Origin of the sequence: Grimontia indica (genome assembly GCF_000333895.2) — a bacterium.
GTDB lineage: Bacteria > Pseudomonadota > Gammaproteobacteria > Enterobacterales > Vibrionaceae > Enterovibrio > Enterovibrio indicus.
This window is the reverse complement of record NZ_ANFM02000020.1, coordinates 1-16,079: the sequence shown is the minus strand read 5'-3', so window position 1 is coordinate 16,079 and position 16,079 is coordinate 1. Positions and strand designations below refer to the sequence as shown.

The 16,079-nt window shown below is 48.5% G+C and carries 20 protein-coding genes; 11 read left to right on the top strand and 9 right to left on the bottom strand.

Annotation, left to right across the window (positions count from 1 at the left end; genetic code table 11):
* Window positions 1–62 precede the first annotated feature (62 nt).
* The 3 genes from D515_RS12650 to D515_RS12640 all read left to right on the top strand — a co-directional run bounded on the left by D515_RS12650 (window position 63) and on the right by D515_RS12640 (window position 2,653).
* Window positions 63–1,049 (top strand): AraC family transcriptional regulator, encoded by a 987-nt coding sequence (locus tag D515_RS12650; protein ID WP_039850056.1) that lies wholly within the window; start codon window positions 63–65, stop codon window positions 1,047–1,049.
* A 266-nt stretch (window positions 1,050–1,315) separates the two neighbouring features.
* The gene (locus D515_RS12645) at window positions 1,316–1,870 is read left to right on the top strand and encodes a GNAT family N-acetyltransferase (protein WP_002538991.1); all 555 of its coding nucleotides are present in this window, start codon (window positions 1,316–1,318) and stop codon (window positions 1,868–1,870) included.
* Window positions 1,871–2,185: 315 nt separating this feature from the next.
* Window positions 2,186–2,653: a hypothetical protein gene (locus D515_RS12640; RefSeq protein WP_002538990.1), complete on the top strand. Its 468-nt coding sequence runs from the start codon at window positions 2,186–2,188 to the stop codon at window positions 2,651–2,653.
* A gap of 103 nt (window positions 2,654–2,756) precedes the next feature.
* On the opposite strand, the gene D515_RS12635 is transcribed toward D515_RS12640, so the two are convergent.
* The 8 genes from D515_RS12635 to D515_RS12600 form a co-directional block, all read right to left on the bottom strand.
* Window positions 2,757–3,506, bottom strand: coding sequence for a hypothetical protein (locus D515_RS12635; RefSeq protein WP_002538989.1), 750 nt, complete (start codon window positions 3,504–3,506; stop codon window positions 2,757–2,759).
* A gap of 14 nt (window positions 3,507–3,520) precedes the next feature.
* Window positions 3,521–4,276, bottom strand: coding sequence for an SDR family oxidoreductase (locus D515_RS12630; RefSeq protein WP_192815507.1), 756 nt, complete (start codon window positions 4,274–4,276; stop codon window positions 3,521–3,523).
* A gap of 6 nt (window positions 4,277–4,282) precedes the next feature.
* The gene (locus D515_RS12625; RefSeq protein ID WP_002538986.1) at window positions 4,283–4,762 is read right to left on the bottom strand and encodes a cupin domain-containing protein; all 480 of its coding nucleotides are present in this window, start codon (window positions 4,760–4,762) and stop codon (window positions 4,283–4,285) included.
* A gap of 144 nt (window positions 4,763–4,906) precedes the next feature.
* Window positions 4,907–5,248, bottom strand: coding sequence for a DUF1428 domain-containing protein (locus D515_RS12620; RefSeq protein WP_002538982.1), 342 nt, complete (start codon window positions 5,246–5,248; stop codon window positions 4,907–4,909).
* A 263-nt stretch (window positions 5,249–5,511) separates the two neighbouring features.
* Window positions 5,512–5,928 carry a BLUF domain-containing protein gene (locus D515_RS12615; protein WP_039850055.1) on the bottom strand — a complete coding sequence of 139 codons (417 nt, stop codon included), beginning with the start codon at window positions 5,926–5,928 and terminating at the stop codon, window positions 5,512–5,514.
* Window positions 5,929–5,961: 33 nt separating this feature from the next.
* Window positions 5,962–6,885 carry a YeeE/YedE thiosulfate transporter family protein gene (locus D515_RS12610; protein ID WP_002538980.1) on the bottom strand — a complete coding sequence of 308 codons (924 nt, stop codon included), beginning with the start codon at window positions 6,883–6,885 and terminating at the stop codon, window positions 5,962–5,964.
* A gap of 155 nt (window positions 6,886–7,040) precedes the next feature.
* Window positions 7,041–7,304: a hypothetical protein gene (locus D515_RS12605; protein WP_002538979.1), complete on the bottom strand. Its 264-nt coding sequence runs from the start codon at window positions 7,302–7,304 to the stop codon at window positions 7,041–7,043.
* 72 nt (window positions 7,305–7,376) lie between these two features.
* Entirely contained in the window at window positions 7,377–7,859 is a 483-nt protein-coding gene (locus tag D515_RS12600; RefSeq protein WP_002538978.1) for a MarR family winged helix-turn-helix transcriptional regulator, read from the bottom strand.
* 121 nt (window positions 7,860–7,980) lie between these two features.
* Here D515_RS12600 and D515_RS12595 point away from each other — a divergent pair, with 121 nt between their 5' ends.
* The 8 genes from D515_RS12595 to D515_RS12560 all read left to right on the top strand — a co-directional run bounded on the left by D515_RS12595 (window position 7,981) and on the right by D515_RS12560 (window position 15,140).
* The gene (locus D515_RS12595) at window positions 7,981–8,844 is read left to right on the top strand and encodes a DMT family transporter (protein ID WP_002538977.1); all 864 of its coding nucleotides are present in this window, start codon (window positions 7,981–7,983) and stop codon (window positions 8,842–8,844) included.
* A 320-nt stretch (window positions 8,845–9,164) separates the two neighbouring features.
* A complete protein-coding gene (locus D515_RS12590; RefSeq protein WP_039850053.1) occupies window positions 9,165–9,638 on the top strand; it encodes a GNAT family N-acetyltransferase in 474 nt (157 codons plus the stop codon).
* 27 nt (window positions 9,639–9,665) lie between these two features.
* Window positions 9,666–10,154: a GNAT family N-acetyltransferase gene (locus D515_RS12585; RefSeq protein WP_046304973.1), complete on the top strand. Its 489-nt coding sequence runs from the start codon at window positions 9,666–9,668 to the stop codon at window positions 10,152–10,154.
* Between the two features lie 430 nt (window positions 10,155–10,584).
* Entirely contained in the window at window positions 10,585–11,076 is a 492-nt protein-coding gene (locus D515_RS12580; protein WP_002538971.1) for an ATP-dependent zinc protease family protein, read from the top strand.
* A gap of 4 nt (window positions 11,077–11,080) precedes the next feature.
* Window positions 11,081–11,989 carry a 30S ribosomal protein S6--L-glutamate ligase gene (gene rimK, locus D515_RS12575; protein WP_002538970.1) on the top strand — a complete coding sequence of 303 codons (909 nt, stop codon included), beginning with the start codon at window positions 11,081–11,083 and terminating at the stop codon, window positions 11,987–11,989.
* Complete coding sequence (locus D515_RS12570; protein WP_002538968.1) at window positions 11,973–13,037, top strand: succinylglutamate desuccinylase/aspartoacylase family protein; 1,065 nt, start codon at window positions 11,973–11,975, stop codon at window positions 13,035–13,037. Before rimK ends, D515_RS12570 begins: the two co-directional genes overlap by 17 nt.
* Before the next feature lie 270 nt (window positions 13,038–13,307).
* Window positions 13,308–14,249 carry a lipase family alpha/beta hydrolase gene (locus tag D515_RS12565; RefSeq protein ID WP_039850051.1) on the top strand — a complete coding sequence of 314 codons (942 nt, stop codon included), beginning with the start codon at window positions 13,308–13,310 and terminating at the stop codon, window positions 14,247–14,249.
* 15 nt (window positions 14,250–14,264) lie between these two features.
* Window positions 14,265–15,140, top strand: coding sequence for a lipase secretion chaperone (locus D515_RS12560; protein WP_002538965.1), 876 nt, complete (start codon window positions 14,265–14,267; stop codon window positions 15,138–15,140).
* Between the two features lie 15 nt (window positions 15,141–15,155).
* On the opposite strand, the gene D515_RS12555 is transcribed toward D515_RS12560, so the two are convergent.
* The gene (locus tag D515_RS12555; protein WP_002538964.1) at window positions 15,156–15,827 is read right to left on the bottom strand and encodes an HAD family hydrolase; all 672 of its coding nucleotides are present in this window, start codon (window positions 15,825–15,827) and stop codon (window positions 15,156–15,158) included.
* Window positions 15,828–16,079: the final 252 nt, after the last annotated feature.

The following is a 16,079-nucleotide window of genomic DNA, read 5'->3' as shown; positions in this document are numbered from 1 at the left end:
AACTGCAACGCGTTCTTCTATTAATTGATTGAAAAGCGAAAGACCGCTGCAGTGGAGAGGATATGGCGAAGTATTTCAAGGTTGCTGACATGATCTCATCGGTCTGTGGCTTAATGAACATTCAAGCACAAGGTGTTTTAGAACGCGCGCAACTGTCCAATCGTGTACTCCACGCTGACGACAAAGGTGTTGATGTACATACGTATTTCCGCATTTGGGATGTGATGGCCTCTGAATATAGTAAGCCGGACTTTCCGGTCCGACTGGGTGAGGTATATGCCCGAGCGCCATTAAACCCTGCTATTTTTGCGTTCTCTTGCAGCCAGAATCTCACAGCAGCATTTCATCGATTAGCGGTTTTTAAACCTTTGATGGGGCCATTTGGTCTTAAGGTGATGAAAGGGAAAAAGGGCCTCACTGTTGAGTTTGTCACCGCCAATCCGACTGTACTGACTCCTCCGTCTTTTGCGTTGATGGAACTAATTTACTTTGTTTCTATCGCTCGGCTGCATACAGGTCTCTATATAAAACCAAAAGCGGCTAGCGCGCCTTCGCGATGTGCATTAATTGAAGAAAAATTGGAATGTCGAATAGATGTCAGTCGCCGTGTAACGCTTTCATTTTCACTGGAAGATGCGGATCGCGTGCTCATTTCGAGTAATGAGTCTTTTTGGAGAGAGATTGAGCCTAGCTTGAAAAGGCAACTATCCAAGGAAGAAGAAAGCGACTGTATTGTGGACAAAGTGAAATTGACACTTCAGGACGCGCTACCCAGTGGGGATGCTTCCGCTGAGGGAATAGCGCGTCGCCTGAATGTGAGCAAACGGACATTGCAAAGACGTTTATCCCAAGAAAGTACCACCTATAAGAGTGTCCTTGAGGAAACACGAATTTTATTGGCTAAGCACTATCTTGATAACACGACACTTAGTACCAATGAAATCGCTTATTTGATGGGCTTTACCGAGCAATCGTCTTTTTTCCGGGCGTGTCAGCGTTGGTTTCAAATGACACCGTCGGCATATAGAAAACGTCGACGGTCAATATGATTTACAGCTATCATGATTGTCATAACGTGCTGATTTATTAAATTTTCCACCACCAAAAGATCGTGAACCCAGTTTGAACATCACTGTAGGCACAAATGCTTTTAAGGCTCTAAAAGTGCCTTTCAGATAACACCAATACGATGCTAGATGATGTGATAGCGCGTGTGGAGGCATACAATATCAAAGATGCTGCTCAACACCACATCTGACTGCTCTGCTCCATCACGACCAGCTTTAACGTTAATCATCATCAAGGGGACTAAGTTGTGATCGAAACAAACCGACTCATATTGCGGGATTGGAAAGAAGAAGACTTTGCGCCTTTTGCCCAGTTAAATGCTGACCCAGAAGTGATGCGGTACTTCCCTTCCACTCTTTCCCTTGAAGAAAGTAATGAACAGGCGATGCGGATACAATCGCTGATTACCGAGAGAGGCTGGGGGTTTTGGGCCGTTGAACTGAAAGCCACGGGGCAATTTATCGGTTTTGTTGGGCTTCACAGCCAAGATGAACGGAGCGGTATTCCTTGTGCGCCCTTTGTGGAGATTGGCTGGCGATTATCTTCTGAATATTGGGGAAAAGGGTATGCCCCGGAAGCTGCACTTGGCGCGTTAGAGTTTGCGTTTTGTAAGCTGGGTTCACCTTCGGTTTACGCATTTACCGCGCTTCCCAACAAACCTTCTCAACGTGTTATGTCCAAGCTGGGTATGGAAAACGTTAACCAGAACTTTGACCACCCAAAACTCCCCAAAGGACATGATTTAGAAAGGCATTGTCTTTATAAGATCTCACGAGAGCAATGGTTTCAGAAGTCTAAATAGACTGCGAAACATTGGTTTTCAGTACCCGATTTATCTTCCCACTTAGCGCAACAAATCATTACCACCGTGAGCCTGCGGGTAAAGGGTGAGAAGCGATTCACGGTTTTTTGCGTCGAGTCCTTCAAGTCATCAGTTGAACATCTGTTTTACATCTCAATTGGGGCGACGTTCTGTATTCTTGTGGTAATAATTCTCAATCGCTTTTGTCATGCTATGCCTTTGGTTTTTGCCGTGGCGTCGGCAGAGCGATACGCAATAGGCTGCCAGGCCACTTTGATGGGTACCCACCAGTCAAAGCATGTCAGGAGAAGATAGATGTACTTTTGGAATATTGAAGCGCTAAAAAGCAACATCAAGCAAGGCGGTTTCTCGGAGAAAGATCGCTTTCGCTATGTTTTGATATATATCGTGCTGGGTTTGCTTAGCATGTCGTTCGGTGCCTACTTCCCTTTGGAAAACCCTAACCTTTGGGACAAAATTGACGACGTCGGTTTGCTTGTAATTACGATTGTAGGAACCTTTTTCGCCTATAAAGCCAATGGCGGAGACAAGGGTACAGATTTTCTTGGGCGCTATTTCAGTATCAATTTTGTCGTGACGCTGAGGTTATTGCCTTGGTTGATACCGATGCTGGTTGGCTTAGGGGTTTACTATTTCTATGTGTTTCCTTTAGAGGAAGATATCGTCACGACTCCCTTTGAAGTGATACTTTTTCAAGTTTGGTTTGCGTTTCTTTACTTCCGTATGTGTAAGCATATCGGTGATCTGAAAGAAGCAGGCTGAAACAGCGTATCGGGACAGACGCTATGAGAAAGGTCATGCCTAATTGCCTTAAAGGTTAATGGCGTCCTATGGAAACAGTGTCTTTCCCGATTCATCTTCCCCTCTACCCCTCAAACTCTTCCATCTCAATCAAGAGCAACGTGATCTTTCTTTCGAGTTCAACATCATAACTATCAATGCCTTGCATGCCTTTTGCTTCTATATCGAGCTCCCTGACAATATCCACGACTTTTTGTGTCACATTGAAAACCTTATTTGGGCTGCTGATCCTCAATTCACAAGCATTAACTCGGCATTCCGCTTTGTCTAACTGGGCGTCTTGGGAAACCACGTAAAGATCAAAGTAGTCCTGAAAGCCTTGGGCAATATGAGCATGTTCATCGGTCTTTTCTTGCTTGGCGAACTCTGCATGCCTCTCTTGGAAGCGATTGAAGACCTTATTGGACTCTGACGGCATGAGAAGCCGCTCGTAAGGGTCGTCACTTTCTTGGTCTTCGACATCAGCTTCTGAGGATTTGGCATATGCGCCAGAGGTTTCATCTCCTATGCCATTTTCTTCAACGTTGTCATTGGCAGACACAAGGTCATCCGTTACTGGTTGCACGGAGGCGGGTTTAGCCGCAGATAAAGGTTCAGCATTGGGGAGTATGTCCGCAACGGGGTTGAGTACTTCGCTTGGCGCCAAAGGCGTAACGGCTGGAGTTCTGGCTGGCAATTGTTGGCCGAGGTCTTTGTGGACTTCAGCCGTTTGAATCTGAGCGCGGGTGGCGTGATAGGTGATCAAAGACCCGCCACTTGCCCCGATAACCACACCCAACAATAGGACAAGAAACCCGTTCGCTCTGTTTTTCATCTCTCAACTCAGTATCAAACCACTCCACCTGTGGCGTCCAAAATACTGCCTGTTGTGTAAGACGCATCTTCGGAAAGTAAAAAGCATATGGCTCTCGCAACTTCTTCTGGCTCTCCGCCACGTTGCATAGGGATGCGCGGCGCAAGTCTCGCGACACGGCCTGGCTCTCCGCCGTCGGCATGAATATCGGTGTGAATGAGACCCGGTCTGACGCCGTTTACCCGAATGCCTTCCGCGGCCACTTCTTTGGCAAGCCCAATGGTTAAGGTATCTACCGCACCTTTGCTGGCAGCATAGTCAACATATTCGCCTGGTGAGCCAGTACGTGATGCGCCAGAGGAAACGTTAACAATCGCGCCGCCCTTTCCGCCGCGTTCGGTGCTCATGCGTTTTACCGCTTCGCGGGCGCAGAGAAAACTGCCGGTGACGTTTGCTGTTAGCACTTTATTGATACGCTCTGCGGTTAGCTCCACCAGCTTGCTTTGTGTGAAAAGGATACCTGCGTTGTTCACCAATCCCGTCAGCGGCATTGTATTGGCATCTATCGCGGCAAACAGCGTGGCAACGCCCTCTTCCTTTGAAATATCTGCTTTTACCGCAAAGGCGCTGCCGCCGTTTTCTTCAATCTCTTTGACTACTTGGTCTGCTGCATCAGTGCGGGAGTGATAATTCACGCACACGGTATAGCCCTGCGCTGCCAGCAATTTTGCGGTGACTGCCCCAATGCCGCGGCTCGCGCCTGTCACCAATGCAATTTCGTTTTTCTTTATCACGGCTTACTTCTTCCCTGCATTTGGATAGTCAATGTCTTCGATGTCCACGACCTGCCACAGTCGGTTTTTGTTTCTGAAGATACGTTTGTGCTGCTTGGGGTAATCCGCTTCATCGTGGTCAAGGCGCTGACCCACCACAATGCAACGAAGGGTTTCATCGCCTGTGTTGGTCATGACGTGTGGCATCCCGCCTGCCGGGTAGCCAATGAAGTCGCCCTCACCTACTTCGAAGTCTTCATCATCAATCGTGACAGTGGCGGAACCGGAAAGAATATAGACACACTCGTCTTCAAAGTAGTGGACATGATATTCGGTCGAATCAAACCCTGGCTCTATCTCGACAATGTGGAAGCCCAGCCCAGACAGGCCAACCAAATCACCGAGGGATTTGCCCGTTCGCACCGCATTGGGGTTGAGGAAGTGGGTTTTGGTCTGCCCTTCCATGGATTCGATATCTTGCTTTTTGACGATGTACTGGCTCATTGCTTTCTCCTTTTTTTCATCACCATGCACTGCCCAACAGCAGGTGTAATGGATTCAAAGGGAGAATTGGGATCTTTGTCTCGCAGCAAAGGGAAAGAAACCCGCTAGAGGTTCAGCGGGTTATCTGGGTTAGTGTACTTTCGGTTAGTGAAAGCTGGGAATGAAATCTTCGTCTAAATCCAGCCTTTCACCGTTAAGCGAGACGGGATTCATTACGTCGTCGATGCGAGGGTCAGACAGCATCCGCTCCATTCCTTCATCTCTCGCCTCTCTCGAAGGCCAGATGATCCAGGAAAACAGCACCACGGACGGGCAATTTTCATAGCCGGATGACGCCACGTTTCTTGAAGATTCCTGCTCATTGCAGTGAACCACATTGAGTGCACCATACGCGCGCATCAAGGGGATCGCGTCCTGAACCAGACGCTTGTAGGCTTCTTTATTGGCAACAGGCAACGCTGTCACCAGTCCATCAACATATAGCATGATCTACTACCTCCGCCGATTCAGTTCCACTCCTATAGCGACCCTGCAAACGGCTTTATGATCAAGCCACTGACTTCTATATTATTGAAATTATGGTTTATTTGGTGAGCACTGAGGGAGTACCCAGCGCTTTACCATTACTCTTCCTTGTTACGCGAATAGTACCTTTTGGGACTTGTCAGTGGATGACTCAGAAAAGAGACATGCAAAAAGTTTCTTATTTGTGTTTGATATTGAGAGGAAAATTTTTTTGATCTTTGTCGTCAGCAAATCGAACGGAAATGATCGATGAGACCGACGATTTCGTCACCCATCTCACCAAACTCTTCAGGGGAAAGATCGCGATCCAAAAAGTCGTTGTAGCCACGAAGTTGGGATTTATCGAACGTTTCCAAATTACGGAACCCCATCGACCAGTCAGGAAACGCCCGCTTTTTGATTTCGGAGCGATCAAGGACAACGACTCTGTTGTGGCGATCGTCCTGCTCAATCTTTTGATAGAGCTTGTCGACGTTGTGTTCTTCGCCTTCCAATACCTGAAAGAAGTTGCCTTTCGCATAAAGTAAAAGGCCACTGACACCGAGCTCCCCGTTTTTTTGACGAGCCTTGCCAAGCAGTTGCATTAACTTACTTTCCGTAAATTCCACGGTCGCCGAACTGGCATAGATTAATCGAATCATCCTTCCCCCACGTTGCTTTTAAGCAATGGATTATCAACTCACTATAGTTGTTCTTCTCAGTAATCGGGGGACACGTAAGCCTATGAATATACCGAACAACATACTCATAACAGCGGCAAAACCTGATAAGGAGAAGGCAGGCAGGGACAAGAGCAATTGGCTGTCGTTTCCGCCTCCGGCGAGAGAAGCGCCAATGCCCATCAAGATACCCGCAAACAAGTGCCGCCAATACATATAGAAGGGTTGGAGGTTGAGTTTGAAGGAACGTGTTATCAGCGCCGCAGATGCCATGCCCGCCACCAGAGCAAAAAGCAGCAGGGAACGTTCAAGAGAAGGCATTCGTTCATCGGTTTCTTCCCAAACGGAAAGACTCAAATCTGAAAGATACCCGCTGGGTGTCCATTTGGGTTCGTAGAGAAACGTCAGGCTGCCCATCAACCCAATCGCCAACATGCTTAGCCAGAGCCGTGTATCCCATCTTTTGATCAGAAGAATGCCAGCGCCAATTAACAAGGAAGCCACCAACAAGGCGGTAAAATGCCATTGCGGTAAGGCAGAGGAAAGCCTTGGGGGAAGAGTGTCAGCAATACTCGCCAGCAGAATCCAACCTATCAACCAACCGGAAACGGTCGCAATCATCAGGGTGTCACCGCGTGACAATTTGCTGATGGTCGAAACACCGCAGCCCTGATTCATGGCGGCTCCGAAGCCAAACAGCACGCCACCGATCAGCGCCGTCCACTGTATGGCATAAACGCGAAAAGGCACTTCTATGGTCATCATGTCTGCAACCAACAAAGAAACCCAACCTAGTACGCCGCTGGTCAGAATAGCGATAAGAAACTGGGGGCGTTTATCTAACGCTTGATTGACCCCTTTCACCAGGCAAAGCCCTGTGGTCTGGGCGAGATAGCCGAGAACAAAAAGAAACAAGATGGCGATGAGAAAGAAGGTCACGGACTGCTGAAACCTGAATAAATTTCTTGGTGGTGGCCTTGATTGTAGTGAATAACAGGCGCTGGGTTTGGCTCAATGTTTAGATGAAAAACAAAGAACTAGGCCGAATTAAGTACGGTAAAAATGCGCTGCGTTCGCAGCCGAAGAAGCATCCATTAAGGAATGGAGGATTGAAACAGGTTCACCGGAATGTCGATGTCTTTTCCTGTGTCCTGATAGATTTTAAACGCGGCACTGATTCGGTGACCACCATCTTGCAACACGTAAGTCTTCCCACAGGCACAGCGGATAAGTTGGATCGCTTCGTTAATGTCTGCGCCCTGCTTCAGTTCTTTCAAGATGGATTTGAACCGGGCATCTTCTCCCCGCACCCAGTTCAAATTCATGGCGACCAGCTTGCTGACTTTCATCAATTCCATTCGCATACTCCTTTCTACTGAGAGTATGCACCGAAGGAACCAGGTTTTGCGTCTCAGCTTCAGTGCAAAGCACTATTCATTCGCCGCCAGCCATTTTCGTAACAGACCAGCCAACTGCTTTTGCTCATCGGCTGTCAGCGCTTCCAAAATGTGTCGTTCGTTGTCGATGTGCTGCTCGACGACCTTGTCGATCAGTGCCTGTCCTTCTTTGGTCAGGGTGACCAGACAGCTTCTTCTGTCGGTTTCGCTGGCTTGTCGAATCACAAGACCACGCTTCACCAAGCCATCGACGCGCGTGCTCATGGCTCCGGATGAAAGCATAAGGGTTTGATAAAGGTCAGTCGGGGTAACAGGTTCGCCGGCGCGGCGGAGGGAAGCCAGAATATCGAATTCAATGCTGCTTAGGTCATTTTCCTTAAACACGTCTTCCAGTTTCGGGGTGATGATTTGTTTCGCTCTTCCAAGTCGTCCAATCACGCCCATTGGTGAGCAGTCTAAGTCCGGTCTTTGCGTCGCCCATTGGGCAATGATGGTATCTACATGATCGGCTTTCATGGTGTCCTTCACTTCGGCACTCAATCTATCTTTTTAAAAAGATACTTGATCAAAAGAGATAATGCGAATATTTTATCTTTCATAAAAGATACTTTTTGAAAAACTTTGACCGGAGGCACATGTGGGCAATTACCTGTTAGCAGCATTGGTTCCTATTTTATGGGGAAGCACTTACGCTGCTGTCAGTCTTTTTTTGCACGATCTCTCGCCTTTTTGGGTGGCAGTTTGGCGTGCACTGCCTGCAGGTCTGTTGCTTCTTTTATTGAAGCCGGGACGCCCTCCGCTACCTTGGTCAAAAATGACCTTGTTAAGCGTCTTTAATATTGCTGCTTTCTTCCCGCTGTTATTTATTGCGGCTTACCGTCTTCCGGGCTCTGTCGCCGGCACACTTGGCGCAACCTTACCGCTGCAATTAATGCTGATGCAGTGGTTGGTGGAAGGAAAACGCCCACAACTGAAAATGCTGCTGTTGGCGCTGGTTGGCTTCTCTGGGATTGTGATGATCTTGAACCCAAGTGCTGATATTGATGCTATCGGCGCGGCGGCGGCACTGGCTGCAACGGCGTTAGTGGCAAGAGCTTCCTTATGGCTGAAAGACTGGCCAGTCACGGACATTTTCCGCCTGACAGCTTGGCAGTTAACACTGGGCGGTCTTTTACTGGTGCCATTGGCATTCATTGTGGAAGGCACACCGAAACCGATTACCACCCATGAATTACCGGGGCTGGTTTGGGTCAGCTTGCTGAATAGCTCTTTCGCTTACTGGGCATTTTCACGGTCAATCAAAAAGATTGGCGCAGACAGCATGGCAATGATCAGCATGCTGAACCCTGTTGCTGCGGTCACCTTGGGTATTTTCCTGGTTGGTGAAGTATTGGGGCCTTACCAATGGCTTGGTATCGCCATGGTGATGATGAGTCTGGTGTTGATGGTGTACAGCAAGCAAAGAACGCAACGGAAACTGACACTGAACCCCGCACATTAATCAAGCTTTCAAAGCCCCTGCAAAGGGGCTTTTTCGTCTGCACTTATTGTTAAGACAAAATACAGCCGAAAGCACAGAAAAGGTTGAAGCAAATCTAATATTTACGCTCAAACAGATGCATATTCGATTTGAATCATTTCAGTTTATTCATCCTACAAACAACCCCAACATAGACACATCCTTCACTTTAAAGCGCAACTAAAGTCATTCCTTCCTGATAGTTTCAGAACAACATACCTTTACGCTTTTCACGCCAGCTTGAACACCGCCCAAAGCCAATGCTAAATGTTCTTTCACTCAAAGGATTGGAGGAAGACATCATGGACATTCGTATCGACGACCTAAACGGCCCGGAAATTAAAGGCCTCCTCCAGGAACACCTCAATAACATGCACGAAATCAGCCCGCCAGAAAGCGTGCATGCCCTTGACCTCAGTGCCTTGAAAGCCCCAGATGTGACTCTTTGGAGTGTCTGGATTGAGGGTGAACTGGCCGGTTGTGGCGCGCTAAAGAAAATTGGCCCGTCGCACGGTGAAATCAAATCTATGCGCACGTCGCAAAAACACCTGAGAAAAGGTGTAGCTGCGAACTTGCTCGCACATATTCTCCAAGAATCACGCAGGCGTCAGTACACGCGTCTAAGTTTAGAGACAGGTACTGAACCAGAATTTCAGCCAGCGCATCGTCTTTATGAGCGTTTCGGCTTCGAAGCTTGCTCGCCATTCGGGGAATATATTGAAGATCCAAACAGCGTCTTTTATACCCGAACACTGCAACAGTTCAGTCCTGCCTAACGTTAAGGACAACGTAGATACAGGGTTATGCATAAAAGAATAGAAATTATTGATTACCATCCGCGCTACACAGAACAAACCATTTCCATGTGGCGCAATAGCAAAGAACGAGCCTTGGGCATTCCCGAGGCTCACGATTTTGAAGCACATCGTTACTACCTCAACCGTATTCTCACGGCGACGAACCGCATCTATCTTGCTTTAGAAAGACGTTCCGAACGTGTACTGGGCATGATTGCGTTTGACGAGAACGTGATTACCCAGCTTTACGTCGATTGTGAGTATCAGCATCAGGGCATTGGCAGCGCCTTGGTCGAGTTAGCCAAAGAAACCACCAGCGATAATCTTCAGCTTTATACCTTTGAAATGAATGAGGTAGCACGACGATTTTGGCGCAAGCATGGTTTTGTCGAAAAGCAAATTGGCCAGCACGACAATGAAGAAGGTCTGGTAGATGTGCTTTGCGAGTGGATCCGTGGAGACGACTTTCCCACCCTTCAATACGCGGCGATGTAACCCCACTCACCCCCGTTTTTCATCACATCAATCAATCAGATTTACACCTCGAATTTGTGCAATGGTAATCGGGTGGTTTCTCACCACAACCACCTGATATTCCATAAAATTCACATCCCGCATCCATCAATATATTTCATCGTCACAAGCAATAAATTGACTTGTCGCTAGCTTCGCAAAGCTGTAACTTGCGCGCTCTTTGGTGCGGTGCCGAGTAAGTGGATGAAATGAGCGCCGCCGGAGCCTGGTACGCTGAGCAGTCGCCCTGTCTGGGCATTCAGCGATAACGATAGTCTTGATTATTCAATCAGTTCTTACAAATGTGAGCGGCATGTTCCCGCCGAGCTACTATCGTTTACTTGAGTTAGTGTCAACGACTGATGCGCTCACTCCATCCGTTCGAAAATCACTACCTGGGGCATTGACAGCGATGACTGACAAAAACACAGCTCGACCAGCAGTCGAGGACAATAACCAAGCTTTATCAAATGACCGATTGCTTGTTGGCTGGCGTGAATGGGTTGCCTTACCAGATCTGGGTATCACTGCGATCAAAGCGAAAGTGGACACTGGCGCACGTACTTCGTGTTTGCACACTTTCGGCATTACCGAATATGAAAAAGATGGCGAGAAGTGGGTGAAATTTATGATCCACCCAATTCAAGACGACAACATGACCGAAAAAGAGTGTCACGCAAAAGTGAAAGACATGCGCAAAGTACGCGACTCTGGCGGTCATGAGACCTTGCGTTATGTCATCGAAACAACACTGGTGGTTGGTAACTTGTCATACCCTATCGAAATGACACTGACCAAACGCGACACCATGGTATTTAGAATGTTGCTGGGTCGTACCGCAATGGAAAATCGACTGTTGGTCGATCCAGTTAAATCTTTCCTCGTTCAGGCGCAACAAGGTTAATTATATGAAAATTGGAATTCTCTCTCGTAACGAAAATCTTTATTCCACTCGCCGCCTGATCGAGGCGTGTGAGCAACGCGGCCACGAATATAAAATTATTGACGCGCTGCGTTGTTACATGAACATCAACTCTACCCAACCTTCTATCCATTTGATGGGTGAAGATCTGGTGGGTTTTGATGCCATTATTCCGCGCATCGGTGCATCTGTGACCTTCTATGGCTGTGCAGTTTTGCGCCAGTTCGAGATGATGGGAATCTACACCCTGAACGATTCAGTGGCGATTTCCCGCTCACGTGACAAGCTGCGTTCACTCCAGCTGCTGTCTCGTAAGAATATTGGTATGCCTATCACAGGTTTTGCGAGCAAACCGGGCGATATTAAAGACCTTCTGAACATGGTGGGCGGTACCCCTGTGGTCATCAAGCTGCTGGAAGGAACCCAAGGTATTGGTGTGGTTCTGGCAGAAACCCGTAAAGCGGCAGAGAGTGTTATCGAAGCCTTTATGGGCCTTAAAGCCAACATCATGGTTCAGGAGTACATCAAAGAAGCGGGCGGCGCAGATATTCGCTGTTTCGTTATCGGCGATAAAGTGATTGCAGCGATGAAGCGTCAGGCACTGCCAGGCGAATTCCGCTCTAATCTACACCGCGGTGGCAGTGCGTCTCTGGTACGCATTACCCCAACGGAACGTAAAACAGCGGTTGCTGCTGCGAAGGCAATGGGTCTTCACGTAGCAGGCGTTGATTTGCTGCGCTCTGAGCGCGGACCTCTGGTGATGGAGGTGAACTCTTCACCGGGTCTTGAAGGGATCGAGACTGCTACCGGTAAAGACGTGGCAGGTCTGATCATTGAACATATAGAGAAAATAGTCTCTTCTCCGAGGACAAGGACACGTGTCAAAAGCAAATAACAAAAATAATGCATTCGAAATTGGCGGGACGAGTATCCCGCCAGGTCAACGCGCAAGTGTTGAATTTGAAGTTGCTAAGCTTTACACACACTCTCCGCTATCTGTAACAGCGGAAGTTATTCATGGTAAGAAGCCCGGCCCTGTTTTGATGATAAACGCGGCCATTCATGGTGATGAGCTAAACGGCGTTGAAGTCGTTCGCCAAATCTTGGATCGTCTGAACCCTGCCACATTGAAAGGTACGGTGATTGCGATTCCTGTGGTGAACGTTTTCGGTTTCATTCATAAATCGCGTTACCTTCCAGACCGCCGTGACCTGAACCGCTGTTTCCCGGGTTCTGAGCGTGGTTCTATTGCGGGTCGTATGGCGTACCAGATCTTCGAACAAATCGTTCGTCGCTGTACTCATATTCTTGACCTGCACACGGCTGCGATTTATCGCACCAACCTTCCACAAATCCGTGCGAACCTTTCCAACGAAGAAACCTATGACATGGCGTTGGCGTTTGGTACTCCTGTGGTTATCGATGCTGCACTGCGCGAAGGTTCTCTGCGTTCTGAAGCGGAAAAGATTGGTATTCCGGTACTGACTTATGAAGCCGGTGAAGCGCTGCGTTTCGAACCTTACGCCATTACTGCAGGTGTGAAAGGTGTGAAGCGTGTAATGCAGCACCTTGGCATGATCCGTAAGGCAAGCAAAAAGACCAATGTTGAGCCTGTGATTGCCCGTGCCACCCGTTGGGTACGTGCAGAAGCGGATGGCATTCTTCGCTCTCACGTTCTTCTTGGACAGCGCGTGAGCAAAGGTCAGTCTCTGGCTTCAATCAGTGCGCCTACCGGTAGCGAAGAAATTCAAATCTACGCACCACAAGGCGGTATTATCATTGGTCAGCAAACCCTGCCACTGGTAAACGAAGGTGATGCCATCTATCACATCGCGTTCTTTGAAGAGCCAGACAAACTGGTTGAGCAGCAAGTTGAAAACTACCTCGATGAAGTGGTTGACGACTCCAGCAACGAAATCAAATGGGGCATTGGCGTGCAATAAGCGCGGCGATTCCCGACAAGAAAGGAGCGCTATGCGCTCCTTTTTTATTTATCTAAACCACTCCAATTTCAGCACGTTAAGACAATTCCATCCGCATTTCCCTTCCTTTGTCCGGTAAGTCCGTTCTTCGCCTTTTCGATGCTTTCCCAACCACGCAATTTTTACCTTGATTTAACAAAGTCCTTTCATTCTCATTTTTGATACCTGACTCAAAGTTAACCACTGGCTAAGATTTAATCGACATCAGAGGACTGACCAGAGGAAATTGAAATGAAGGGAATCGTTATAGCGATGTTGTTCACCATCACGTCGTTTTCAGTATTTGCTGGCTCCACCACATCAGGCACAACCACCACAGGTTACACCCAAACCAAATACCCTATCGTGCTCGTTCATGGCTTGTTCGGCTTTGACAGCATTGCGGGGATGGATTACTTCCACGCCATTCCACAAGCGCTGACCCGCAGTGGCGCGAAAGTGTTTGTGGCGCAGGTGTCGGCGACTAACAGTTCCGAAAAACGCGGTGAGCAGTTGCTGCGTCAGGTACGTTGGGTGAAAGCCGTGACAGGGGCAAGTAAGGTGAACCTGATTGGTCATAGCCATGGCAGTCCAACCGCTCGCTATGTGGCATCTGTTGCGCCACAGCACGTGGCTTCGGTCACCAGCGTCGGCGGTGTCAACAAGGGCTCTGAGTTCGCTGATGTTGTTCGCGGCACCTTCCCTCCCGGTTCTGCAGGCGAAGCGTTAGCAGTTACCGCTGCCCGCACCCTCTCTGGCTTAATCAGCCTGCTTTCAGGGGGTTCTAGCTTGCCGCAAGATCCGTTAGCTTCATTGCATTCGCTAACCACTAAAGGTTCTTTGGCGTTCAATGCCAAATACCCTGAAGGTGTGCCGACCAGCCGTTGTGGAGAGGGTTCTTACCGTGCAGCAAACGGTGTGTATTACTACTCCTGGTCTGGTACCAGCACTGTCACTAACGTGTTCGATATCAGTGATCCCGTCCTTTTCGCCACTGGCCTTTTCTTCTCAGAAGCTAACGATGGCCTTGTAGGACGATGCTCAACCCATCTCGGTAAAGTTATTCGCAGTAACTACCGAATGAATCATCTTGACGAAGTAAATCAACTGTTTGGCCTTCATCATCTTTTCGAAACCGACCCCGTTACCCTTTATCGTCAGCACGCCAATCGCCTTAAGCGTCAGGGGTTGTAAATAAGGAGACGTCTCATGCGTATCACGTTCACCAGCTATAAAATCGCAATTCTGATCATCGCCGGGATTTTGCTGTTCGCCGCGCTTTATCTTTTCTCCGGTTCAACGGAGCAAAACACGGTCGCGAGAGCACCTTCCCACGAAGGGACGGAGGTCGATATATCTTCTGATCGTGATACGTTTGAGTACTTTCTCTCTACCTTGGGCGAGCGCGATCTCGCCCAGATCACCACAGATTACGAAGCCTTCGCAGACACCCTCAGTTTCGGCGAGAAGCAGAAGGTTCTTTTTGAGAAATACCAAGCTTATCGCCAGTCACTGGTGGGAATATCAATGCCTGAAGGTTTATCCGGATTGAATTACCTGACATTCATTCATGAACAAACGCAGAAACTGCAGTCCGAACACTTTTCCGATGCCGAGCGCCAACGCATTTTCTATGAGGAAAACCTCGCCAGAGAAATGACCATTAAACGCATGCAGTTGGAAACCATGGGGCTCGACCGGGATACAATGAACGCACAGTGGCAGGCCGAGTTGGATCAACTGCCACCGGACATGAAAGAGAGTTACCAAAACGCGGCTTTACTGTGCGAAATGAATGCCCTATCAGCACTGGATGACAGCGAAAAGCATCAACAGTTGAATGAGTTAGTCGGGGAAGAAGCCGCACTCAGGTTGCAGGCCTTTGAACAAGAAGAGGCTGAGTTTAACAATCAATTCCAGCAATACCTGACTGAGCGCCAGAGCCTATTGGAAGAGAGTTATTTGTCTGACACAGAACGCGAGCAGGCACTCAGTGCGCTGAGAGAGTCCTATTTTTCCGATGAAGAGAGACGCCGTGCTGCCGCCTTAGAGCGTATTCACGACGACGAATCCAACGCTATTTAATCTGCCCGGGGCTCCTTATTCCGCGTGCGAGCCCCACTTCAGCACAGGCCATTGATATTCGCCCGCCTTTTTGAAGAGCTGACTGCAAGGATTCACCACGTACACTTCATCGGCAAACAGACACATCGGCAGATCATTAATTGAATCCGAATAGAAGCTGACGTGTTCGAAATCCTCGTCGAGCGTTGCTATCCATTGCGCCAGACGGTGAACCTTGCCTTCACGAAAGGAAGGAATGCCATCTGGTTTCGGTTGATATTGATCATTCTCCACCACCAAATCGACCCCCATCGATACATCCGCTCCCAGCACTTTCGCAATGGGATGCACAAGAAAACCGAGCGATGCTGAAATGATGGCAATGCACGCACCTTCTGCCCTCAAGGTTTCAAACCGTGCTTTGGCTTCGGGATAGATATGTTCCAACATCCGCTCTTGGACAAAGCGCGCTGCCAGCGCATCAACATCCGCGACGGAATAAGATACTAACGGCGACAGGCTATATGCTAAATACCCATCGAGCTCCAAAGTGCCTGCGAAGTAGGCGTCCATGTATTCTTCATCTTTTTTGAGAAAATCAGGATCGCTCACCATGCCAATATCAATCAGATATTGGTGCCAGCGGGACATGGAATCGCCTTCCACCAGTGTGTCGTCCAGATCAAACACAGCAAGATGTGCGGCCATGGTTATCTCCTTGATTTAATGGGCAATGAATGGCGTTGTGCTGAAAATCATCTTGGCACAATTTGATGACAATGGGGCTACCGAGTGCACGATTGTGAGAAGTGAGTGAGTTCAAACCCTAGGGGCTGTTGACCTTTGGTGGTGAAATTTTGTTCTAGCCCTAAGCGTTTTAGGCGCGGCGAGGTGTGTGCCGCCTAGTCATTCTAAGCAAATACACCTCAACAAAGCATAAAACGCTTAGGGCAGAACCCT